The organism is Aliihoeflea sp. PC F10.4 (assembly GCF_054612275.1).
Window position 1 is genome coordinate 2,501 of record NZ_JBTSWH010000001.1, and the last position, 23,497, is coordinate 25,997.

General features: G+C 58.5%; 16 protein-coding genes, 2 tRNA genes, 2 rRNA genes and 1 pseudogene (1 of these 21 only partly in view). 16 read left to right on the forward strand and 5 right to left on the reverse strand.

Translation table 11 applies throughout. The annotated features are described in order from the left end of the window. The 4 genes from ACX82Z_RS00015 to ACX82Z_RS00030 form a co-directional block, all read left to right on the forward strand. Window positions 1-15 (forward strand) — tRNA-Ala (locus tag ACX82Z_RS00015); it begins 61 nt to the left of the window's first position. Between the two features lie 386 nt (window positions 16-401). Then, a 23S ribosomal RNA gene (locus tag ACX82Z_RS00020) occupies window positions 402-3,318 on the forward strand. 254 nt (window positions 3,319-3,572) lie between these two features. Then, window positions 3,573-3,687 (forward strand): 5S ribosomal RNA (gene rrf, locus ACX82Z_RS00025). 230 nt (window positions 3,688-3,917) lie between these two features. Beyond that, window positions 3,918-3,994: transfer RNA gene (locus tag ACX82Z_RS00030), tRNA-Met, on the forward strand. Between the two features lie 272 nt (window positions 3,995-4,266). Here the strand turns inward: ACX82Z_RS00030 and ACX82Z_RS00035 are convergent. Further along, window positions 4,267-4,479, reverse strand: a complete 213-nt coding sequence (locus ACX82Z_RS00035; RefSeq protein WP_459586113.1) for a hypothetical protein — start codon at window positions 4,477-4,479, stop codon at window positions 4,267-4,269. 203 nt (window positions 4,480-4,682) lie between these two features. Between ACX82Z_RS00035 and katE the strand changes: the two genes are divergently transcribed. Continuing rightward, on the forward strand, window positions 4,683-6,791 hold the full coding sequence (katE, locus tag ACX82Z_RS00040) for a catalase (RefSeq protein ID WP_459586114.1): 2,109 nt from the start codon (window positions 4,683-4,685) through the stop codon (window positions 6,789-6,791). Between the two features lie 117 nt (window positions 6,792-6,908). After that, window positions 6,909-8,120, forward strand: coding sequence for an NAD(P)/FAD-dependent oxidoreductase (locus ACX82Z_RS00045; RefSeq protein WP_459586115.1), 1,212 nt, complete (start codon window positions 6,909-6,911; stop codon window positions 8,118-8,120). Between the two features lie 46 nt (window positions 8,121-8,166). Here ACX82Z_RS00045 and ACX82Z_RS00050 read toward each other — a convergent pair. Continuing rightward, window positions 8,167-8,274, reverse strand: a pseudogene (locus ACX82Z_RS00050) (protease); the annotation flags it as partial. 58 nt (window positions 8,275-8,332) lie between these two features. Here ACX82Z_RS00050 and ACX82Z_RS00055 point away from each other — a divergent pair. Next, the gene (locus ACX82Z_RS00055; protein WP_459591197.1) at window positions 8,333-8,608 is read left to right on the forward strand and encodes a HipA domain-containing protein; all 276 of its coding nucleotides are present in this window, start codon (window positions 8,333-8,335) and stop codon (window positions 8,606-8,608) included. After that, complete coding sequence (locus tag ACX82Z_RS00060; RefSeq protein WP_459586116.1) at window positions 8,586-8,816, forward strand: hypothetical protein; 231 nt, start codon at window positions 8,586-8,588, stop codon at window positions 8,814-8,816. Before ACX82Z_RS00055 ends, ACX82Z_RS00060 begins: the two co-directional genes overlap by 23 nt. 47 nt (window positions 8,817-8,863) lie before the next feature. Here the strand turns inward: ACX82Z_RS00060 and ACX82Z_RS00065 are convergent, their stop codons facing one another. Continuing rightward, window positions 8,864-9,778, reverse strand: coding sequence for a LysR family transcriptional regulator (locus ACX82Z_RS00065; protein WP_459586117.1), 915 nt, complete (start codon window positions 9,776-9,778; stop codon window positions 8,864-8,866). 165 nt (window positions 9,779-9,943) lie between these two features. Between ACX82Z_RS00065 and ACX82Z_RS00070 the strand changes: the two genes are divergently transcribed. From ACX82Z_RS00070 to ACX82Z_RS00105, 8 genes are all read left to right on the forward strand, one after another. After that, the gene (locus ACX82Z_RS00070) at window positions 9,944-11,431 is read left to right on the forward strand and encodes an aldehyde dehydrogenase (RefSeq protein WP_459586118.1); all 1,488 of its coding nucleotides are present in this window, start codon (window positions 9,944-9,946) and stop codon (window positions 11,429-11,431) included. A 28-nt stretch (window positions 11,432-11,459) separates the two neighbouring features. Next, complete coding sequence (locus ACX82Z_RS00075) at window positions 11,460-13,097, forward strand: class I adenylate-forming enzyme family protein (RefSeq protein WP_459586119.1); 1,638 nt, start codon at window positions 11,460-11,462, stop codon at window positions 13,095-13,097. Beyond that, window positions 13,090-14,706, forward strand: coding sequence for a phytoene desaturase family protein (locus tag ACX82Z_RS00080; protein ID WP_459586120.1), 1,617 nt, complete (start codon window positions 13,090-13,092; stop codon window positions 14,704-14,706). The genes ACX82Z_RS00075 and ACX82Z_RS00080 overlap by 8 nt, the downstream gene beginning before the upstream one ends. A gap of 2 nt (window positions 14,707-14,708) precedes the next feature. Continuing rightward, entirely contained in the window at window positions 14,709-15,584 is an 876-nt protein-coding gene (locus tag ACX82Z_RS00085; RefSeq protein WP_459586121.1) for an amidohydrolase family protein, read from the forward strand. A 33-nt stretch (window positions 15,585-15,617) separates the two neighbouring features. Continuing rightward, the gene (locus ACX82Z_RS00090) at window positions 15,618-17,234 is read left to right on the forward strand and encodes an ABC transporter substrate-binding protein (protein WP_459586122.1); all 1,617 of its coding nucleotides are present in this window, start codon (window positions 15,618-15,620) and stop codon (window positions 17,232-17,234) included. A gap of 82 nt (window positions 17,235-17,316) precedes the next feature. Further along, window positions 17,317-18,282, forward strand: coding sequence for an ABC transporter permease (locus tag ACX82Z_RS00095; RefSeq protein WP_459586123.1), 966 nt, complete (start codon window positions 17,317-17,319; stop codon window positions 18,280-18,282). A 2-nt stretch (window positions 18,283-18,284) separates the two neighbouring features. After that, window positions 18,285-19,163: an ABC transporter permease gene (locus ACX82Z_RS00100; RefSeq protein WP_459586124.1), complete on the forward strand. Its 879-nt coding sequence runs from the start codon at window positions 18,285-18,287 to the stop codon at window positions 19,161-19,163. Beyond that, a complete protein-coding gene (locus ACX82Z_RS00105; RefSeq protein WP_459586125.1) occupies window positions 19,156-20,784 on the forward strand; it encodes an ABC transporter ATP-binding protein in 1,629 nt (542 codons plus the stop codon). The genes ACX82Z_RS00100 and ACX82Z_RS00105 overlap by 8 nt, the downstream gene beginning before the upstream one ends. A 157-nt stretch (window positions 20,785-20,941) precedes the next feature. Here ACX82Z_RS00105 and ACX82Z_RS00110 read toward each other — a convergent pair whose 3' ends face one another. Together ACX82Z_RS00110 and ACX82Z_RS00115 are read right to left on the reverse strand one after the other, a co-directional pair. After that, entirely contained in the window at window positions 20,942-22,126 is a 1,185-nt protein-coding gene (locus ACX82Z_RS00110) for an extracellular solute-binding protein (RefSeq protein WP_459591198.1), read from the reverse strand. Continuing rightward, window positions 22,065-23,489: an aldehyde dehydrogenase family protein gene (locus tag ACX82Z_RS00115; RefSeq protein WP_459586126.1), complete on the reverse strand. Its 1,425-nt coding sequence runs from the start codon at window positions 23,487-23,489 to the stop codon at window positions 22,065-22,067. The genes ACX82Z_RS00110 and ACX82Z_RS00115 overlap by 62 nt, the downstream gene beginning before the upstream one ends. Between the last annotated feature and the right edge of the window lie 8 nt (window positions 23,490-23,497).

Consider the following 23,497-nt stretch of genomic DNA (forward strand, 5'->3'; position numbering starts at 1 on the left):
CGTCCGGCTCCACCATTCATTTGGCGGGGTGAGGTTTGGGTTTCCTGAAGATCAATCACTTAGAAAAGCAAGTTTGCGAGTTGCCTTTGGCAGCTCGCCTGTTCTGTATGACATCGTAAAGAGAAGATTTGTTCGGGTTCCGATGACCTGGGCATTGCAAGGCGTTCCCGTCGTCATGATGGGAAAGGTCGGGCATGTCCGTTAAGGGTTGCCGGTTCGTCGCAGGTGGACGCTCAATCCCCTGCACTTGATTGGTTTGCCTAACCGCGCCATCGAACAGATCTCGAGAAGCTGGTCTTTAATAATTGCAATGCCTCATTCTTTTTGCCGCATAATTCTTTTTTGTCAGGTCTTCGACCTGCCGGGGTTGTGCGGGATGGATGGGTATTGGCAATGTGAATGATCAAGTGTCTTAAGGGCAATTGGTGGATGCCTTGGCATGCACAGGCGATGAAGGACGTGATACGCTGCGATAAGCGTCGGGGAGCTGCGAATGAGCTTTGATCCGGCGATTTCCGAATGGGGAAACCCACCTTAGATACTTGGGAAATCAACTTTGTTGATTTGTTTGGCTCACGGGCCGTACCGACCGCCTTTGGCGGTCTGGCCCTGCGCCGGCGCGCACCATCAGGTGCGACAGCCGGTCGGCCTTGCGAACCTTTGGTTCGTTGGGCGAAGCAACCAACAGCGTTGGTTTCCAAGTATCGTTAAAAGGTATCTTATTCTGAATACATAGGGATAAGAGGCGAACTCGGGGAACTGAAACATCTAAGTACCCGAAGGAAAGGACATCAACCGAGACTCCGCAAGTAGTGGCGAGCGAACGCGGACCAGGCCAGTGGCTTACATGAGACAAGTGGAACCGTCTGGAAAGTCGGGCAATATGGGTGATAGCCCCGTACACGTAATGCGACTGTAAGTCCTTGAGTAAGGCGGGACACGTGAAATCCTGTCTGAAATTGGGAGGACCACCTTCCAAGCCTAAGTACTCGTGCATGACCGATAGTGAACCAGTACCGTGAGGGAAAGGTGAAAAGCACCCCGACAAGGGGAGTGAAAGAGTACCTGAAACCGATTGCCTACAAACAGTGGGAGCCTGAAATGGTGACCACGTACCTTTTGTATAATGGGTCAGCGACTTAGTGTGGCAAGCAAGCTTAAGCCGGTAGGTGAAGGCGCAGCGAAAGCGAGTCTGAAATGGGCGTTCAGTTTGTCGCATTAGACCCGAAACCAAGTGATCTAGCCATGAGCAGGCTGAAGGTTGGGTAACACCAACTGGAGGGCCGAACCCGTATCTGTTGCAATAGATTGGGATGACTTGTGGCTAGGGGTGAAAGGCCAATCAAACTTGGAAATAGCTGGTTCTCCGCGAAATCTATTTAGGTAGAGCGTCGACCGAATACCCTCGGGGGTAGAGCACTGGATGGGCTAGGGGTCCTCACCGGATTACCAAACCTAACCAAACTCCGAATACCGAGGAGTACTAGTCGGCAGACACACGGCGGGTGCTAACGTCCGTCGTGGAGAGGGAAACAACCCTGACCAACAGCTAAGGTCCCCAAGTCATGGCTAAGTGGGAAAGGATGTGAGACTCCCAAAACAACCAGGATGTTGGCTTAGAAGCAGCCATCATTTAAAGAAAGCGTAACAGCTCACTGGTCTAATTAAGGGGTTTTGCGCCGAAAATGTAACGGGGCTAAAGCCATGCACCGAAGCTTTGGGTTTGATCCGCAAGGGTCAAGCGGTAGCGGAGCGTTCTGTAAGCCTGCGAAGGCAGATCCGTGAGGACTGCTGGAGGTATCAGAAGTGCGAATGCTGACATGAGTAACGATAAAGGGGGTGAGAGACCCCCTCGCCGAAAGACCAAGGGTTCCTGCTTAAAGTTAATCTGAGCAGGGTTAGCCGGCCCCTAAGGCGAGGCAGAAATGCGTAGTCGATGGGAACCACGTTAATATTCGTGGGCCTGCGGGTAGTGACGGATCGCGTGTGTTGTCCATCCTTATTGGATTGGTTGGGCAGCGAAGCGGTTCCAGGAAATAGCTCCCGCGTATAGACCGTACCCGAAACCGACACAGGTGGTCAGGTAGAGCATACCAAGGCGCTTGAGAGAACTCTGCTGAAGGAACTCGGCAAATTGCACGCGTAACTTCGGGATAAGCGTGACCCTTATGCGGGCAACCGTATGGGGGTGGCACAGACCAGGGGGTAGCGACTGTTTATCAAAAACACAGGGCTCTGCGAAGTCGCAAGACGACGTATAGGGTCTGACGCCTGCCCGGTGCCGGAAGGTTAAGAGGAGAGGTGCAAGCTTTGAATCGAAGCCCCGGTAAACGGCGGCCGTAACTATAACGGTCCTAAGGTAGCGAAATTCCTTGTCGGGTAAGTTCCGACCTGCACGAATGGCGTAACGACTTCCCCGCTGTCTCCAGCAGAGACTCAGTGAAATTGAATTCCCCGTGAAGATGCGGGGTTCCTGCGGTTAGACGGAAAGACCCCGTGCACCTTTACTATAGCTTTACACTGGCATTCGTGTCGGCATGTGTAGGATAGGTGGTAGACTTTGAAGCAGGGGCGCCAGCCTTTGTGGAGTCATCCTTGAAATACCACCCTTACTTATATGGATGTCTAACCGCGGCCCGTCATCCGGGTCCGGGACAGTGTATGGTGGGTAGTTTGACTGGGGCGGTCGCCTCCTAAAGAGTAACGGAGGCGCGCGATGGTGGGCTCAGAACGGTCGGAAATCGTTCGTCGAGTGCAATGGCATAAGCCCGCCTGACTGCAAGACTGACAAGTCGAGCAGAGACGAAAGTCGGTCATAGTGATCCGGTGGTCCCGCGTGGAAGGGCCATCGCTCAACGGATAAAAGGTACGCCGGGGATAACAGGCTGATGACCCCCAAGAGTCCATATCGACGGGGTTGTTTGGCACCTCGATGTCGACTCATCGCATCCTGGGGCTGGAGCAGGTCCCAAGGGTATGGCTGTTCGCCATTTAAAGCGGTACGTGAGTTGGGTTCAGAACGTCGTGAGACAGTTCGGTCCCTATCTGCCGTGGGTGTAGGAATATTGACAGGATCTGTCCCTAGTACGAGAGGACCGGGATGGACGTATCTCTGGTGGACCTGTTGTGGCGCCAGCCGCATAGCAGGGTAGCTATATACGGACGGGATAACCGCTGAAGGCATCTAAGCGGGAAACCCACCTGAAAACGAGTATTCCCTATCAGAGCCGTGGAAGACGACCACGTTGATAGGCCGGGTGTGGAAGTGCGGCAACGCATGAAGCTTACCGGTACTAATAGCTCGATCGGCTTGATCATTCACATTACTTATACCCATCCGACAAGTCGGATGAGTGCTTCTCTCGCTCACGCTGCCATTCGCAGTCCTTCGGACCGCGGCAGCTGCGCGCGCGGCGCATCAGCGCCGGCCATCAGTCGATGGCTCGGGCTTCGCCCGAAGCACAACTTCAAAGGGCAGGGTGCAAAGTAGGTATCAGGGACAATCTCTTCCCTTTCGCTACTTCCCTATTCCCTTCATCACCAGCTTCTCGAACCTTCATGCCTTTCGCCGACCTGGTGGTTCTGGCGGGGTTATAGCACCCGTTCCCATTCCGAACACGGCCGTGAAACGCCCCAGCGCCGATGGTACTTCGTCTCAAGACGCGGGAGAGTAGGTCGCTGCCAGGTCTGCCAAATGCATGAAATCAATCTTCTCTTCACGACATTCCACCGCAAGGCGGAAAACGGGCCGCGCAAGCGGCCCAACGCATTCAGGACATAGCCATTCCCGGCAAAGCGCCGGACCATGGTGACAGGGGGGAGCAGCGCCCCGTTCAACCACAGGAAGCAAAGCTTCCAAGGACGAACAAACCAAAAAGACCGGGCTGCCCGGCCGGCAAAACGCCGATACTCGGTGACGCGGGGTGGAGCAGCCCGGTAGCTCGTCAGGCTCATAACCTGAAGGTCGCAGGTTCAAATCCTGCCCCCGCAACCAACCAGACTTGTATCTTCCCCCATTCCTCCCGATGCTCACCCAGTTCCGTCTGGAACCGGGTCATGAACGCTACCTTCTCGTCTGTCGTGGTGAGAATGCCTTCCGAGCGCAGACGCATGAAACTCGGCCTGCTTCTCGAGCCCGAGACGCTTCTCCTCAGCCTTCCAGGCCTCGAGCGAGGCAAGCCGCCAGACGCCCGTGATCATCCATTTCCTAAACATAACAGCGGACCACTACTGGGGATGATCAGTGACACCGATGTCAGTCGTCATTCACGCGGCACCGTCGAAGTCGGAATAACCCAGCGCCGACAGTAATTCCGCTTCTGTTCGAATGCCGCTTTGAAACAGGCGGATCAGAGCCGCAGCCCTTGCATCGCGATCGAGGGGCGTATCTTCATCCAGTTCTGCGGCGGCCATGACCTGTTTCAGCAAACTGATATCGCGTGGATGAAACGCTGAGAAACGTTCGTTCTGCTCTGTCATGTAGCAAGCCGTATTTGTCATCAATCGATCGACGTCGTCATGCCTGTGACGGTCACCAGCCCTCAAACTTCGCAATTGTCCTTCGGTTCCCGCTATTACTGCTCTTTGTCGGAATCCGATAAATTCATTCCCTGGCAACGGCACGATTGGAGATGTGCCGCGTTGGGTTGCAGATCGATTGCAGCCAGCCAGAGGAGCCAGCCATGGCCAGCAACAAAAAGTCGTCAGGCGCGACGCAGAACCGAGCCGCCGCAACTGTTCACGATCAGAAGCTTTCTCGCGGCAATGGCGGCGAATTGCATCAGATCGCGGATGATGACACGCCACTCATGACAACCGCGCAAGGCGGCCCGGTCGCGGACGATCAGAATACGCTTAAGTATGGCGAGCGTGGCCCGTCGCTGATCGAGGACTTTCATTTCCGCGAGAAAATCTTCCACTTCGACCATGAGCGGATTCCCGAGCGCGTCGTTCATGCGCGCGGCTATGGCGCACATGGCTATTTCGAAACCTACGAATCGCTCGCCAAATATACGCGTGCCGACATTTTCCAGCGCGCAGGTGAGAAGACACCCGCCTTTGTTCGGTTCTCGACCGTGGCCGGGTCGAAAGGGTCAGTCGATCTTGCGCGCGACGTGCGTGGTTTTGCCGTCAAGCTTTATACGCAGGAAGGCAACTGGGACATCGTCGGCAACAACATCCCGGTCTTCTTCATCCAGGACGCGATCAAGTTTCCCGACCTGATCCATTCGGTGAAGCCGGAGCCCGATCGCGGCTTCCCGCAGGCGCAGTCCGCACACGACAATTTCTGGGATTTCGTTTCGCTGACCCCGGAATCCATGCACATGATCATGTGGGCAATGTCGGATCGCGCGATCCCGCGCTCGCTGCGCTTCATGGAAGGCTTCGGCGTTCACACGTTTCGCTTCTTGAATGCCGACGACCAATCGACCTTTGTCAAGTTTATCTGGAAGCCGAAGCTTGGCCTGCAATCGGTCGTCTGGAACGAGGCGGTGAAGATCAACGGAGCCGACCCGGACTTCCATCGCCGTGATCTTTGGGACGCCATCCAGTCCGGCGATTTTCCGGAATGGGAATTGTGCGTCCAACTCTTCGATCAGGATTTTGCCGACAGCTTCGATTTCGACGTGCTCGATCCGACCAAGATCATCCCGGAGGAGATCATCGAGCCGATGCCCGTCGGCCGCCTCGTGCTCGACCGGATGCCGGATAACTTTTTTGCCGAGACCGAGCAGGTCGCGTTCATGACGCAGAACGTGCCTCCCGGTATCGACTTTTCCAACGATCCGCTGCTTCAGGGACGCAACTTCTCCTATCTCGACACGCAGTTGAAGCGGCTCGGCTCGACCAATTTCACGCATCTGCCGATCAACGCGCCAAAATGCCCGTTCCATCATTTTCAGCAGGACGGTCACATGGCGATGCGCAATCCTGTCGGCCGCGCCAACTATCAGCCGAATTCCTGGGGTGAGGGGCCGCGCGAAAACCCGGCGCGTGGACATCGCTCATATCGCGAGGAGGTTGAAGGCCCGAAGGTGCGTCTGCGTGCCGAAAGCTTTGCCGACCACTACAGCCAGGCGCGGCAATTCTACAAGAGCCAGACCGAAACGGAAAAGAGCCATATCGCCGATGCGCTGACCTTCGAATTGTCCAAGGTCGAAACGGTCGTCATCCGCGAGCGCGTCGTCTCGCACCTTTTGAATATCGACGAGGCGCTGGCCAAGAAGGTCGCCGATCAGCTCGGCATCAAGACGATGCCGAAAGCGGCGGATGCCGCTGTGGCCCCACGCGACGACCTCGCCAAATCCGACGCGCTGTCGATCCTGAAGAACGGACCGGAGAGCTTCAAGGGACGCAAGGTCGGCGTTCTCGTGACCGACGGTTGCGATGCAAAGGTCGTGTCGGAGCTTCGCAAGGCACTGGAGACGGAAGGCGCGATGATGGAAATCGTCGCGCCGAAGGTTGGCGGCGTGATGGCCGATGACGGCTCCACGATCGAAGGCGACCAGATGGTCGGCGGTGGACCATCGGTGCTCTACGACGCCGTCGCGCTGATCGTCAGCGAGGATGGCGTGAAGGATCTCATACGCGAACCGGCGGCCCGCGACTTCGTCGCTGACGCCTTTGCCCATTGCAAGTTCATCGCTCATGTCGAGGCGGCGCAGCCCCTTCTCGACAAAGTGGGTGCCGAGCCGGATGAAGGCCTGATCGTTTTGGCAAAGCCAGCCGATGCAAAGAGGTTCGTCGAGACTTGCCGCAGCCTGCGGCTTTGGGCACGCGAAAGTCGATGAGAAAATCATGACCGATCACGGAGAGGATAGCTATCTCGGCTGCGGCAAGTTCAAAGGCTGCAAGGCATTCATCACGGCCGGTGAACTGTTCGGCGCGACCGGCGGCAAGGGTCTCGCGTGAGGAAACTCGATCTGAGAACAGGCCGTCCCGTATGGGCGGCCTATCGGTCGAAACGCCCCGATGTACAGTCGCTCAAGTCTGATCTGAAAACAGACGTTCTGATCGTCGGAGCGGGCATTTCCGGCGCGATGGCAGCCGATCTGCTCAGCGAAGCAGGACTCGATGTCGCACTCATCGACCGGCGCGACGCCGTGTCGGGCTCGACACCAGCGACCACAGCTCTTGTTCAGCATGAGATCGACGTACCACTCAGCCACCTTCGCCGCTCGCTCGGCGTGGACAAGGCAACGCGCGCGTGGCGGCGCTCACGGCTCGCGGTACAGAATTTGAGGGACCGGATCGGCGAACTGGGTATCGACTGTGCTCTGGCCGATCGCCCGACTTTATACCTGGCGGGCAACGTTCTGACCGGCTCGAAATTGCGCAAGGAAGCGCAGATGCGGTTCGCCTCAGGTCTGTCGGCGCGTTACCTGACGAAATCCCAACTCGACGCTGAATATGGCATCGCAAGAGATGGCGCGATCCTGTCGCAGGACAACCTCGCGCTCGATCCGGTCAAACTGACTGGTGGACTGCTCGAACGCGCAATCGCACGTGGCGCGCGTTTGTTCGCTCCCGTCGAGGCAACGCAGATCGACCATGGACGTAGTGACGTCCGCGTCGAGACACGGGACGGCCCGATCATCACGGCGAAGCACGTCGTGCTGGCAACGGGCTATGAGCTTATGGATGGCGTTCCCCACGCAAATCACGAGGTCATTTCTACCTGGGCGATCGCGACGGGCAAGCAGAAACGGCGCGATTTGTGGCCGAGCGAGGCGCTGATCTGGGAGGCTTCCGACCCTTACCTTTATCTGCGCACGACACATGACGGGCGGGTCATCTGCGGTGGGGAAGACGAGGATTTTACGGATGAAGACCGGCGCGATTCCTTGATCGCGGACAAGACCCAGCGCATCGTCGAGAAGCTGGGCAAGCTGTTGCCGAATATCGATCCGACGCCGGATTTCTCGTGGGCGGGCAGCTTCGGTAGCACCTCCACGGGGCTCCCGATGATCGGCCCGCTCAAAGGCAAGCCGCGCGTCTATGCGCTGATGGGATATGGCGGCAACGGCATCACGTTTTCGCGCATTGCCGCTGAGATCATCACAGGTGCGATCGTTCATGAGCGCGACGATGAGGACGCCGATCTGTTTGCTCTGAAGTGACGATTAGCGCGAGGGGCGTTTTGCCCCTCTCACGCGTAGATCAGCCTTACGCGCTACGCTTCTGATTTTTGTGCCTACCTTCTGCGAATTCCTCGACGATTTTGGTGAAGAATGCAGGCAGATCGTCGGGATTGCGGCTCGCGACCAATCCCTCAGTCTTTCAGGTAAATACACAGCGCCACGATACATTTACTGAATGTCACATATCTAACATGATTATCTTAGAAGGAGAGTATGGTGAGCGCCACAGCTATCCCGAATCGTTGATGCGCTGGCTCGGCATGGGGCTCAGGGGCAAAGCCCATACACAGGCTTTGTATCGGCGCGTCGCCTTCGATGTGCTGATCTCGAATGTCGACGACCATCTACGCAATCACGGTTTCTCCGGCTCGGCAGTACTGGATGGACGCTGTCGCCTCCTACGATCTCAACCCGGTGCCGCTCGATATCAAGGCGCGCGGTCTGATGACGGATATCGATCTCGATGAGGGCACGTGCTCGCTGGATCTGCTGGAAGAGGCTTGCGGCTTTTACGCCCCGACGCTCAAACAGGCGCGCACGATCATCAGGGAAATGGCGACTTCGACTGCGACCTGGCGAGAGACGGCGCGCGCCCTCGGAGCGCGTGCATCTAAAATCAACCGCATGTCCAGCGCGTTCGAACATGAAGATTTGACGCGGGCACTTGCGATGTGACTATCCGTGCTTGTTTTCGCGGCCCCAGCAAGACCGGGACCGTAAATTCAGGGGCTTAGTGCCAGAAGATCCGCCTCCACGCTGGCAAAGCGATCTTTGATACAGGTGATCAACTCGCGTGCGGCAAGGGAAAGCGGACGGTTGGGCGGATAGATAATTCGCGGTTCAAGGATCATTTTAGGGGTGAGGGGCCGCACGATCAGGTCCGGGAAATACCCGGAAAGCGGCGTGAACGGATCGATAAGCGCGACACCGGCCCCACCTTGCACGAGGGCGCTGGCGACGAGCGACTGGTTGGTCGCGAACTGGACTTCGCGTTCTGAACCGGACATCCTCAGTTTCTGTCTCAAAAGCGCACCGAGCATGGAATCGTCGAAGAACGAAATCACCGTTTCATCGCGAAGGTCCGGAAAGGCGATCGACTTCTTCCGGGCGAGCGGGTGTTCACGCCTCATGACGATGCATATCGCCACCTGACAGATTGGATCGGTCTTCAGGCTTCCTTCCATGGAAGCCGTATCGTTCAAACCGAAATCGACCAGATTGTTGGCAACCTGTTCCACAACCTGACGCGTTGCGAGCGCTCTCACGCTGACTGATACGTTCGGGTGCGATCCGTTGAAGTTGAGGATAGCCGGCGTTGCGATCGAGGTCGCGAGCGTCGTCACCGTCGCGAATGACACGCCGCCGACCTCGCCATCCTTTATCTGGCCGGCATATTGCTCAAGATCCTCCACGGCCGCGAATATTCGTTCCATCTTGGGGAAGAGCAGCGCGCTTTCCGCTGTCGGCTGCAACCTGCCTTTCATGCGTTCGAAAAGCGGCACGCCGACCTTCCATTCGATCTGCTGAAGCGTTTTGGTGACGGCGGGCTGGGAAACCGAGAGCAACCGGCTTGCGCCGGAGACGGTTCCAACCTTCATGACGGCACGAAAAACGGTCAGTTCCCGAAGCGTTATCATCGCAAACTTCCAATCATTCGGCGCATTCCGGTGCTTAATATCGAGCTAAGTTATAACTTTATCGAATTTTCCGAATGACAAAAATGTATTTTTACGCTTAGCCGCCCAACCGTATTGTCGGTGCAGTCTCGTCTCAGTTCAGTCAACCAGTCAGAGCGGTCGCCAATGCACATCCCCTCAACGAGTCAAGGCGCGCTGAGCGCCGGCATCTCCCTTCCGTCGATGGCCTTCATCAATGGGCGCTATCAGCCATCCCTCTCCGGAGAAACGCTTGCCTGTATCTTCCCGGCGACGGGACAGGAGATAGGCAGCGTCGCGGCATGCGGCGCACAGGATATCGATCTGGCCGTCAAGGCTGCGCGGGATGTGTTCGAACGTGGAACCTGGGCGCGAATGTCCCCCCAGGAGCGTCGCAAGATCATGCTGCGCTTTTCGGAGCTGATCCTTTCGCACAAGGAAGAACTGGCTGCGCTCGAAACGCTAAATGTGGGCAAGCCGTATGCCGGCGCGCTCAACGGCGACATTCCGTCCGCTGCCGGCTGCGTGGCCTGGTTCGGCGAGGCGATCGACAAGATTTACGGAGAAGTCGGTCCCACCAGCGACGATCTCATGGCGGTCATCACCCGGGAGCCGCTGGGCGTGATCGGGGCAGTCGTCCCCTGGAACTACCCGCTTTCCATGGCAGCCTGGAAGTTTGCCCCCGCGCTCGTCTCAGGCAATTCGGTCGTTCTCAAGCCAGCGGAACAATCCCCGTTCACCGCACTTCGCGTAGCCGAACTGGCCATTGAGGCAGGTATGCCCGAGGGCGTTTTCAACGTCGTTCCCGGCTATGGCGAAACCGCCGGTCAGGCACTTGGTCTGCATATGGACGTCGATTGCCTCACCTTCACCGGCTCTACCCAGGTCGGCAAGATGTTCCTGCGCTATTCGGGCGAAAGCAACGGCAAGCGCGTGAGCCTCGAACTTGGTGGAAAGTCGCCGCAGGCCGTGTTGGCGGATGCGGATCTGGACCTTGCGGCGCAAGGTGTCGCCGCCGGTATCTTCGCCAATGCCGGACAGGTCTGCAACGCAGGTTCCCGTCTCATCGTGGAAGCGTCGGTGAAGGATGCGCTGGTTGAGCGCATTATCGCGCATGCCGAGGCCATTCGTCAGGGAGACCCGTTCGATCCGGACACGAAGATGGGGCCGCTCGTCAGCAAGGAGCAGTACGAACGTGTCTTGTCCTATATCGAGGCGGGCTCTTCGGAGGGTGCGTCGGTGGTTACCGGCGGTGGCAAGGCGCTGGAGGACACCGGCGGTTATTACGTGAAGCCGACCGTCTTCGACGGCGTCAACAACGGTATGAAGATCGCCCGCGAGGAAATCTTCGGTCCCGTCCTCTCCGTCATCAGTGCTGCCGATGCCGATGAGGTCGTCTCCGTGGCCAACGATACGATCTATGGTCTGGCAGCCGGTGTCTGGACCAACGACATCCGTCGTGCGCAACGCATGGCCAAAGCGATCCGAGCCGGCGTCGTATGGGTGAACTGCTTCGACCGGGGCAACATGTCGGTGCCCTTCGGCGGGTTCAAGCAGTCGGGACATGGCCGCGACAAGTCGCTTCACGCTATCGACAAGTACACGGACTGGAAGGCTGTCTGGTATGCGTCCTGAGGTTACAGCGCCTGCCAAGAGGCAACGTGTGGCGCTTGCGCAGGTGCCGTCGCACGATGAGCGACGAGCCACCATTGAGGCGGCGTCGCTTCCCAGGAACATCGCCGATCTCGTGCGGCAGGCTTCCGCGGACGGCGGCGACCGGCTCGCCTGGCACTTCGCCGCCAGCGCAGAGCGCATGTCATACAAGGATTTGCAGCCGGCCGTATGGAGCCTGGCCGCCGGCTTGCAGTCGATCGGTATAGGCAAGGGCACACATGTCGCCGTTATGCTGTCGAACACGTCGGCGATGCCGCTTGCCTGGCTCGCTCTTGGCGTGCTCGGCGCTGTCATGGTGCCGGTCAACAACGGGTACAGTCAGCGTGAAGTCGAATATATTGCCGGCAACAGCGACGCCGTCTTCATCATCACGGAGCCCGATTGCCTTCCCGTCGTGGAACCGGCGATCGCGGGAGGCGCTACGGCCCTCGGGCGGGAAAATGTCGTCGTGGTATCCTCCGAGCCACATGCCGAATATCACGACTTTCAAACGCTGTGCGAAACGGATTCAACCGGTCTGAAGCTGCCGGATGTCGGCCATGAAGACCTGCTCAATATCCAGTACACGTCGGGCACCACCGGCTTCCCGAAAGGGTGCATGCTGTCGCAGCGCTACTGGCTGAGTGCTGGCAAGGTGAACGCCTTTCGCGACGGGCGTCGTTATGAACGCATCTTCGCATCTACGCCCTTCTATTACATGGACCCGCAGTGGCTGCTGCTGATGTCCTTTTATCAACGCGCCACACTGATCGTGGAACGGCGTCAAAGCGCGTCGCGCTTCATCGGATGGTTGCGCGAACATCAGATCGAATTTTGCCTTTTGCCGACGCTCGTCCTGAAGCAGCCGGCCAGCGAAGAGGACCGGGAAAATGCCATCATCCGGTCGAACGTCTATGGCGTGCCGACGCATGTCCACGCGGAACTGGAAGAGCGCTTCGACCTGTGCGCACGCGAATGCTTCGGCATGACCGAACTGGGGCCGACCCTCTATGTGCCCATCGAGGCGACCGAGATGGTGGGTTCGGGCTCTTGCGGCATACCGTGTTCATTTCGCGAATGCCGGGTCGTCGACGAACACGGAAACGATGTGGCGACCGGTACGGTCGGCGAACTCATCGTGCGCGGACCGGGCATTCTCCAAGGCTATTACAACAATCCGGAAGCGACTGCTGCGGCCTTCTACGGCGAATGGTTCCGAACGGGAGATCTGTTCCGGCAGGACGAGCGCGGGTATTTCTACATCGTCGGACGCGTGAAGGATACCATTCGCCGCAGCGGGGAGAACATCGCCGCCCGTGAAGTCGAGGCGGTTTTGACCTCGCATCCGCTGGTCAGGGAAGCTGCCGCGGTGCCGGTGAAGGACGACGTGCGCGGCGAGGAAATCAAGGCGATCATCGTTTGGCAGGCCGGCGCGACCGGAAGCCGGCAAAACCTCGACACCCTGATCGATCATTGCGTTGCAAATCTCGCGGCGTTCAAGGTTCCGCGCTTTTTCGAAACATGTATCGACATTCCGAAAACCGGTTCCGGCAAGATCGCCAAGCATATGCTTGTGGACGAGAACCGGTCGCCCGTTGGCGCGATCTTCGATCGGCGGGCGGCAGATGGAGGAAAGCTGCATGCATGATGTCGTGATCATCGGGGCAGGGCACAACGGACTCGTGTGTGGCGCTTATCTCGCCAAGGCCGGGCTTAGCGTGCTCGCGCTGGAACGCCGGGAGATCATCGGCGGGGCATGCGTTACCGAAGAAACCTGGCCAGGCTTCAAGGTCTCGACGGCTTCCTACCTGATGTCGCTTTTGCAGCCAAAGATCATTCTGGATCTCGATCTGCTGGCAAACGGGCTCGAGGTACTGCGTCCCGACCCGACATTCGTACCCTTCGACGACGGGCACTCCATGATCATGTGGCCGAATGTCGATGCGCTGTGCGGCGAGTTCGCCCGGTTCTCGGAGAAAGACGCGAAAGCCTACCCTCGGTTTCTCGATCACCTGGAAAGAATGACACAGGTCGTACGGGACATCATCTGGGAAACCCCGATCGACATCACGGACATCTCACCTGCGGGATTGCGCAAGACGTCAGGCCTGCTGATGCGGCAGCTCAAGCATCGCAAGGTCTTCTACGACGTTTTCGACGTGTTGACGATGAGCGGTTACGACTATCTCACCAAATGGTTTGAGAGCGACGAGGTCATCGCGGCCATCGGCTACTACGTGACCGGCGGCGGGACAAACCGGACCATGAAAATGCCGGCCACGGCGTTCTCCCTGTTGCGTCCCCTTTTGCGCGACAACACGACGAAAGCCGGCCCTAGCGGGTTCGTGCGAGGAGGGATGGGAAGCATCTCCAACGCGATCGCCAGGTCAGGAGCGCATTTCGGTCTCAAGACGCGCACAGGCTGTACGGTCGAGGAAATCATCGTCGACAAGGGTCGCGCGACGGGGGTGCGGCTGACGACAGGCGAAGTGATCGAAGCACGCCGGGTGATTTCCAACGCAAACGCCAAGACCACGTTCCTGCGTCTTGCGCCGGAGAGCGCCTTGTCGACCGAGTTCCGTCGCGACGTCGCCAATATCCGTACTCAGTCCTCGCTGTTCAAGGTTCACCTGGCAGTCAAGGCGCTTCCGCATTACACCGCTTTTTCGTCGGAACATGCCGGTTTCGCGCATCCAGGCATGGTGCGCATGGGCACATCGACGGCCTATCTGGAAAAGGCGCATCAAGATTATCGGGAAGGCCGCATGTCGAGTGCTCCCTTCCTGACGATCATGGCCCCCAGCCTTTATGACGATACGCTCGCACCATCCGGCAAGCATGTCATGAGCATCATGGGCGGCCATGCTCCCTATGACGTCGAGGACCGCGATGCGGCTCGCAAGATCGTACTGGACACAGTTCTTACAACCATCGACCGCCATGCGCCCGGCTTTTCGAGCAATGTCGAACATGCCGAGGTTTTAATGCCGATCGATCTGGAGGAGCGGTTCGATCTACCGAACGGTCACGTCCACCATGGAGACATGACCATCGATCAGACCTTCTTTCGTCGGCCGGTGCCCGCTTATGCCGACTACCGGACGCCGATCGCGAACCTCTATCTTTGCGGCTCCGCCGTTCATCCCGGTGGGGGCGTGACCGGGGTTCCTGGCCACAATGCGGCGCGTGAGGTTTTGCGCGACGCAGGCTCAAGGAGCCCGGTTTTCAAACAACTGAAGAATGGGGGGAGGCTTTGAGCATGGAAGGGAACGCGCGGCGACAGATGCTGATCGATTTCACGAGCAAGCCGCCCTTGCCGGAGATGACGATCAAATCCGGCCACCTGACCAACTACAATCGCGTCTATTCCAGCGTCTATGACGCAGACGGCGAAGGCGCCAAGCTCGAAACCTATCTGGCCGAATACGATCGGCTCAATGCGTCGCATGTCGTCATCAAGGCCAGAGACCTCGAATCCACTTTCGGCAGCAAGATCTCCAACGAGGACGTGGCGGAATTCTGCAAGCAGCACGGACCCCGCTACATCGGTATGGCCGGCGTCGATCCGCACAAGGGGATGTCCGCCGTGCGCGAGTTCGAGTACGCGGTCAAGGAGCTTGGCCTGAAGGGGCTGAACATTCAGGGCTTCGAGCACAAGCTGGCCATCAACGACAAGCTTCTCTATCCGCTTTACGCCAAGTGCATCGAACTGGGCGTGCCGGTCAACATTCATTGCGGCATCAACTTCTCGCAGTCCAGCAACATGGCCTATGGCCGACCGATGCTGCTCGACGAAGTTCTGGTGCATTTTCCCGAACTGCGTGTTTGCGCCGGGCCACCCGGTTGGCCGTGGGTTCACGAATTGCTCGGCGTCGCCTGGAAGCACCCCAATCTTTGGATCGGAATGGTATTCATCCGGCCCAAGCTCCTTGGAATCCAGCACTCCGGCTACGAGCCGCTTTTGCAATACGGGCGAACGATCCTGAAACATCGGATCATATTCGGCTCCGGCTTTCCGATGATGTCGGTCGAAAGTGCGCTGAACGAAATCGACGAATTGGGCATCGATCAGGAAACGAAGGATCGATGGCTTTACGCAAACGCGCACGAGTATCTGTTCAACGAGAAAACATAATCAGGAACTTGGTCGTCAAAACAGGAGGAAGTCATGTCTCGCATCGAGTTGAATGAAAAGCTTTCCATCCTCAGCCAGGCAGCGAAAGAAGGAACGATTTCGCGCCGACAATTCATGATCCGCACTTCGGTGTTGCTTGCTGCCGGCGCGGCTGGACTGCCGGCTGGAGCGTTTGCCCAGGCAGCCGAACCGCAACGCGGCGGCTTCGCGCGGTTCGGCCTGCAAAGTGCCTCTCAGAACGACACCATGGACCCCGGTTCCTGGGCGACGGCATTCACGGGCGCAGCGTTCAACGGTTCGTTGTGCAACAATCTGACAGAGATATTGCCGGATGGGTCGTTAGCCGGCGACCTTGCCGAGAGCTGGGAGCCTTCCGATGGGGCCAAGCGCTGGGTCCTTCAGATCCGCAACGGCATTACCTTTCACGACGGCAAGTCGCTGACGCCCGAAGATGTCCGGCAGTCGCTCCTCCATCACATGGGAGAGGGATCGACATCGGGCGCAAAGGCGATCGTTTCACAGATTGAAGACGTTGCCGTCGATGGCTCCGACAAGATCGTGTTGACGCTCCACGCCGGCAACGCCGATCTGCCCTATCTTCTGGCAGACTATCACCTCTCGATCTTCCCCGCTCGCGAGGACGGGAACGGCATAGACTGGCAACGCGGCGTCGGCACGGGTTCGTTCACACTCGAGAATTTCGAACCCGGTATCGCTATCCGCCTCAAGCGCAACCCCAACTACCACAAGAACAACAAGCCTTATCTCGACGAGGTCGAGTTCATTGGCATTCCGGACGCGACCGCCAGATTGAACGCGCTTTTGACCGGCGAGGTCGAAATGATCAGCGATGTGGACGTACGCAACGTCCCGCTCGTCGAACGGAGCGGGCTGGCCAAGGTGCAGCGCATCCCAAGCCTTCGCCACTTCAGCTTCGACATGAACGCGTCGATCGCGCCGTTCGATAATCTTGATGCGCGGATGGCGCTGAAATACGCCCTCGATCGAGAAGACGTCATTCGAAAGGTCTATCTGGGCGATGCCAAGAGCGGCAACGATCAGCCGGTGGCCGAGATCATGGAATATTACCGGGACCCGACGCCTCGCTATGCCTACGATGTGGCAAAGGCGAAGGAACATCTGGCCAAGGCCGGGCTGGACTCCCTGAACGTCGACCTGTCTGTTTCCGAGGTCGCATTTCCCGGCGCCGTCGATGCGGCTGTTCTTTTCAAGGAACATGCGGCCGCTGCCGGCATCAACATCAACGTCGTTCGCGAAGCCAATGACGGTTACTGGGAAAACGTGTGGCGCAAGAAGCCTTTCCATGGCGTCGAATGGTATGGCAGGGCGACATGCGACTGGCTGTTCTCGACCGTCTTCGCCAGCGATGGCGCATGGAACAACACCGGCTGGTCGAATGCGCGCTTCGACGACTTGCTCGCCGCCGCGAAGGCGGAGACCGACCCTGCGGTACGCGCCGAGCAATATGGCGAAATGCAGCAACTCATTCACGACGATGGCGGTATGATACTCGTGGCGTTCGCCAATTACAGAAACGCGGTCTCCAACAAGCTGCAGTACGGCGAAGTCGGCGGAATCACACCGATGGACAATATGCGCATGACGGAGCGCTGGTGGATGACGCAATAGGGCGTAAGCTCCGTTACGCCCTTTCTGAAAGCCCGGAACGCCGCTATTCTGGACGCCTGTCCGGAAGAGGATTGAGGATGTCATGAAGCTCTCGGACAGACCCTTGTTCTCCATGATCGTGAAGAGGTTGGGACTGGGACTGATCAGCCTTCTGATCGTCTCTCTGATCATCTTTTCATCGGTCAGCCTGCTGCCTGGCGATTTCGCGTCGGTCATTCTCGGTCAGAACGCGACGCCGGATGCGGTAGCGGCGCTTCAGGATCGCCTCGGCCTCAACCGTCCCTGGCCGGTGCGATATCTCGATTGGCTGCAAGGCATGGCGAGCGGCGACCTCGGCATGTCATTTTCCTCAAGACCCGTGATCGACGTCATCAAGCCGCGACTGATCAACACGCTCTTCCTTGCCGGCTTGACGGCGCTGATCGCAGTCCCGACAGCGCTCGTCCTTGGAATCGTATGCGCGCTTTATCGAGGACGGATCGTGGATCGCGTCCTCAGCACGGGTTCGCTTGCGTCCATATCCTTTCCCGAGTTCTTCATCGCCTACGTGCTGATGGTCGTGTTTGCGGTCAAGTTGCAACTGCTGCCTTCGCTGGCGGGAATTCGTGGAGGGATGGACCTCGGCGAACAGCTCTATCGAATGGTGCTTCCGGTTCTGACGCTCGTTCTCGTGGTTCTGGCTCATATGATGCGCAATACGCGCGCTGCGATCCTTGCGGTGATGGCGAGCCCATATGTCGAAATGGCGCGCCTCAAGGGCGAGTCCGAAGCGCGTGTCGTCTTTCGCCATGCGCTGCCGAACGCGATCGGGCCGATCGCGAGCGTCGTGGCGATCAATCTCGCTTATCTGATTTCCGGCGTCGTCGTCGTCGAGGTCGTGTTCGTCTATCCGGGTATCGGACAGATGATGGTCGATGCCGTGACCAACCGCGATATTCCCGTCATTCAGGCATGTGCGGTGATTTTCGCGCTGACATACATCCTGCTGAACCTTCTTGCGGACGTCGTTGCAATCGCCAGCAACCCGCGCCTTTTGCATCCGAGATGACCATGGAAAACGTAACACCGGCCGCCAGCGACAAGGTATCGGTCACGGACAGGCTTTGGTACGGTCTTCGCCAGATGCCCGCCAGCGCATTGTTCGGCATCGTCGTCGTCACGGCCTACGCGTTCGTGGCGCTGCTTGCGCCTTGGATCGCACCCTATGGCGAGTATGACATCGTCTCCTCGATCCCCTATGCTCCCTGGAGCAGCGAACATCTTCTTGGAACCGACCAACTTGGGCGCGATTTCTTCAGTCGCCTCGTGTTCGGTGCCCGCAACTCGATATCCGTAGCGCTCGCCACCACTCTCATCGCCTTTTGCATAGGCGCGTTTTTCGGCATTCTTTCTGCGATGGCAGGCGGGATCGTCGACCAGTTGCTTAGCCGCATCGTTGACGCGATCATGGCGATTCCCGATCTCGTCTTCATCTTGATGTTGCTGGCGATCCTGGGTTCCTCCATTCCCAATCTTATTATTGTCATCGCCGTGCTGAGTTCCACGCGGATATTTCGCATCGCGCGCGCGTCCGCGCTGAACGTCGCGACTCTCGACTATGTGGAGGCCGCGACGGCGCGCGGGGAAGGGATGACCTGGAAGATCGTCCACGAGATCCTGCCCAATGTGATGCCCGTTCTCATCTGTGAATTGGGAATGCGGTTCTGCTTCGTGTTTCTGGCCATCGCGGCGCTGTCCTTCCTGGGGCTGGGTATCCAGCCGCCGACCGCCGAGTGGGGCTCCATGGTTCGCGAGAACGCAGCGCTGATCAATATGGGCGACGTCACTCCGCTCATTCCGGCGGCCGCCATCGCCTTCCTTACCCTCGGCGTCAACTTCATCGCAGACTGGATGCTGAAACGCGCAAGCGGACTGGACGCCAATGACTGAAAAGACGGAACAGGTCCTCTCCATTCGCGACCTGACGATCGAAGCAAAAGCGCGGCGGGAATGGTCGCGCATCGTCAAGGATGTAAACCTTGACCTCAATCGAGGCGAGGTCATTGGCGTTGTCGGAGAGTCGGGCGCAGGAAAATCCACGATAGGGCTTGCCGCGTTGGGATTTTTGAGGGCCGGATGCCGTGCGGTAAGCGGTCAGGTTCTTTTCGACGGACATGATCTGCTGGCGATGAGCGAAGCCAAACGCCGTCAATTCCGCGGCTGCAGGATCGCATATGTCGCCCAAAGTGCGGCCGCCTCCTTCAATCCGGCAAAGCGTTTGATCAGCCAGGTCGTGGAGGCGGCTGTGGAACGCGGTGGTCAATCACCGACACAGGCGCGAGAGTTTGCCATCGAATTGTTCAGGGCGATGAGCTTGCCGGACCCGGTGTCGTTCGGCGACAGGTTTCCGCATCAGGTCTCCGGCGGACAGTTGCAGCGTGCCATGACCGCCATGGCCATGATCTGCCGCCCGGACGTGATCGTCTTCGACGAGCCGACGACCGCGCTCGATGTGACCACGCAGGTCGATGTTCTTCTATCCATTCGTCGCGCCATAGAGATGTTCGGTGTCGCAGCAATCTATATCTCGCACGATCTGGCGGTCGTCTCGCAACTGGCGGACCGTGTCGCGGTCCTGCGGTACGGGGAGGTTGTGGAAAACGAGCCGATCGATGCGATCCTGAATGCGCCGAAAGACGATTATACGAAGTCCCTGTGGTCGGTGCGGTCCATCCAGATGCCGATGAAGGCCGGCGAACGAGAGCTTTTGACGCTGAAAGGCGTCAATGCCAGCTATCACGCCTTTCATGTGCTCAAGGACATCGACCTGGAAGTCAAGCGAGGGCAAACCGTGGCTGTCGTCGGCGAGTCCGGCTCGGGCAAGTCGACACTTGGGCGCGTGATCACCGGACTGAAGGATCCGTCGGGCGGCAGCGTCATTTTCGATGGCGTCGAGATGGCGCCGACAGTTGCCGAGCGTTCCAAAAAGGCGCTCCAGCAAATTCAGATAATCTACCAGTCCGCCGACACAGCGCTCAATCCGCGGCATACGGTTCGCAAGATCGTGGGCCGGCCATTGAAGCTTCTGCATGGGATGCGCGGAGATGCAAAACGGCGCCGCATACTGGAGCTTTTGCGTAAGGTCGAACTCGGTCCCGAATATATCGATCGTTTGCCGGGCCAGTTGTCTGGCGGACAAAAACAGCGTGTCGCCATTGCGCGCGCGCTGGCCGCCGATCCGGAACTTATCGTGTGCGACGAGATAACGTCTGCGCTCGACAAGGTGGTGCAGGCCGAAATCCTGAAAATGCTGGATGAATTGCAAAAGCAGACAGGCGTGTCTTATTTGTTCATCACGCATGATCTGGAGGTCGTGCGTGCTATCGCCGACCATGTCGTCGTGATGCAACACGGGAAAGTCGTCGAAAGTGGAACGCGCGACGACCTGCTTGCGCCTCCGCATCAACCCTATACCGAGAAGCTTCTGGACTCGGTTCCCGAAATGTCGCCTGCCTGGCTGAGAGAAAAGGCGGCGCAATACGCGTCCGGCACGCCAATAGAAACGGTCTGATCGAAGGCAAAGCACTCCAGCGCCGGCGAAGCCGACACTGGAGGCATGGTCTGTCGGACCTTGGATCGTTGTCCCGGCAGGCGCAGTGGCGATCCTGAGGATCGTGGTCCGCTGCGCCTGCTTCGTGCCGTCGCACGGTGTCGGCCAGGGCTTGACCCTAGCTTCCGGAAAGGAAGCTTGCCCACTGCTCCATGAGCGTCTCGTATGCTTTCAGATATTCGTCCATGTTCGGCTTGTACATCTGTGCAAGCTTTTCCTCGGACGTCAGCATCCACGATGCGGTCAGGTCGTCGACATCCAGTTCCTTCACATCGGAGTTGACGGGAGAGTAACCGGTTCCTTCGGCCATCAGCTTTTGAGCTTCAGCGCCCAGCATGTAATTGACGAGCATGAACGAAGCTTCGGGGTTCTTGACGCCAACCGGAACCGCCAGCCCGTCCGTCGAAGGCAGCCAGCCCTGCCACACCGGTATGTAGTTCGAACCGTTTCGGGCGGCGTCGAGCGCGCTGCCGTTCCAGATGGCGATCATGTCGGCTTCCTTGGACTCGACGAGCTGCTGGGATTCAGCACCTGTCCGCCAGAAAATAAAATGCTCACGCATGCTGCGCAGTTTGTCGATGGCGCGCGCCACATCGAGCGGATAGACATCCTGTTCGGCGACGCCATCGGCAATCAATAACTGTTCGAGGATACCGAGTCCGGGGCCATTGGAGATGCCGGACGTGGCTCGTGTTCCGGGAAAATTCTCGACATCAAAGAAGTCGTGCCATCCCTTGGGCGGATTGTCGCCATACGTTTCCGGGTTGTACAAAAGGACGAGCGCGAAAAGGTCGGAGGGGACGCTGCACTCGAAACTGGTTCCTGCCGGCACCTTGCTGTCATCAATGATGGCACGATCCAGAGGCTGGAACAGGCTTCCGCAATTCTGTTGGGCCTGGACGAAGGGAATGTTCACGACATCCCACTGGACATTGCCGCTTTCGACCTGCGCCTGGACCTTGGCCATTTCGGTCGGCCCATCGCCGTAGATTTCCGCGCCGGTCACTTCGCCGAACTTCTCGAGCGCCTGCATCTGAACTTCCTGATAGTGGGCACCCCACGAGACATAGGTCAAAGGCGTGCCCGCCAGCGAATCCGGTTCGACGACGCCGGCTTGCGGAGCGTCTTGCGAGAATGCCGCCGAAGGCAGGAACGCACCTGCGCTCAACGCGAGCGCGAGGCTCAGATTCAATACCGAGAAACGTTTCATGCCAGTTCCTTTCATTTGGTTGGAACGATCATCACGCCGCAAAGCCGACAATGGCCTTGGTTTCCAGAAATTCTTCCATGCCGTAATCGGCATATTCCCGTCCGTTGCCGGACTGCTTGTAGCCACCGAAGGGAGCCCAAAGGTCCCAGTCGGGGTCGTTGACCATGACCTGGCCGGCTTCCAGAAGCGACGCGACGCGGCGCGCACGCTCCATGTCGGCGCTGTGCACGTAAGCGGCCAAGCCATAGATACTGTCATTGGCGATCCGCACCGCATCCGCTTCGTCATCGAAGGGAATGATGCAAAGGACGGGACCGAATATTTCCTCGCGTGCGACGCGCATGTCTGGATCGACCCTGCCGAACACCGTAGGCCGCACGAAATATCCCCGATCGAAGCCTTCGGGCCTGCCGGGACCGCCGGCCACCAGCGCCGCACCCTCTTCGATGCCGGCCTCGATAAGAGTCTGGATCTTCTCGTACTGCACCTTCGAAACGACCGGCCCGATGCCCGTTTGGGGAAGGGACGGGTCTCCGACCGCAGTCGCACCGGCCACCTGCGCGGCAATCTGGATCGCCCTTTCTTCCAGATGCCGCGGGACCAGCATTCTGGTTGGTGCGTCGCATGACTGGCCGGAATTGCCGAACACGGAGCGTACCCCTCCAGCGACGACGGTGTCGAAGTCGACATCATCGAAGATGATGTTCGGGGATTTGCCTCCCAGTTCAAGCGACACGCGCTTCACCGTGTCGGCACCGGCCTTTGAGACCGCTATGCCCGCCCGTGTCGAACCTGTCAGAGACACGATTGCTATGTCCGGATGGGTCGCAAGCGCGTGGCCGACTTCCGGCCCGGTGCCGTTCACGAGGTTGAAGACTCCCGGTGGCGTGCCGGCCGCGTCCATAACCTCTGCGAAGATGAGGGCGCTCAGCGGTGCGATCTCGCTTGGTTTCAGAACCATCGTGCAACCTGCGGCGAGCGCGGGGCCGACTTTCGTCGCGATCTGGTTGAGCGGCCAGTTCCATGGTGTGATCAAAGCCGCGACACCGATCGCCTCGCGCACGATCCGGGTTGCTCCCCGGTCCTTGGCAAAGCTGAATGCCTTCAGGGCGTCGATGACCGTAAGCAGATGCGCTTTGCCGGCAGCAACCTGAGACTGACGCGCAAAGGTTATGGGTGCGCCCATTTCCCGGGAGATGGCCTGCGCAATATCTTCGGCCCGCGCCTCATACGCTTCGACGATGCGCGTGAGCAATGCGATGCGTTCCTCGACGGACGTTCGAGCGAAATGCTTGAATGCAGCGCGCGCCGCGGCGACGGCGACATCTACGTCCGATGCACTACCGGCGGCGACCTGCGCTACGACGTCTTCGGTCGCAGGGTTGATGACATCGAGCATTTGGGGTCGCATCGACTTGACCCATTTTCCATCGATGTAGAACTGATCGGTGTTCATGTGTTTCC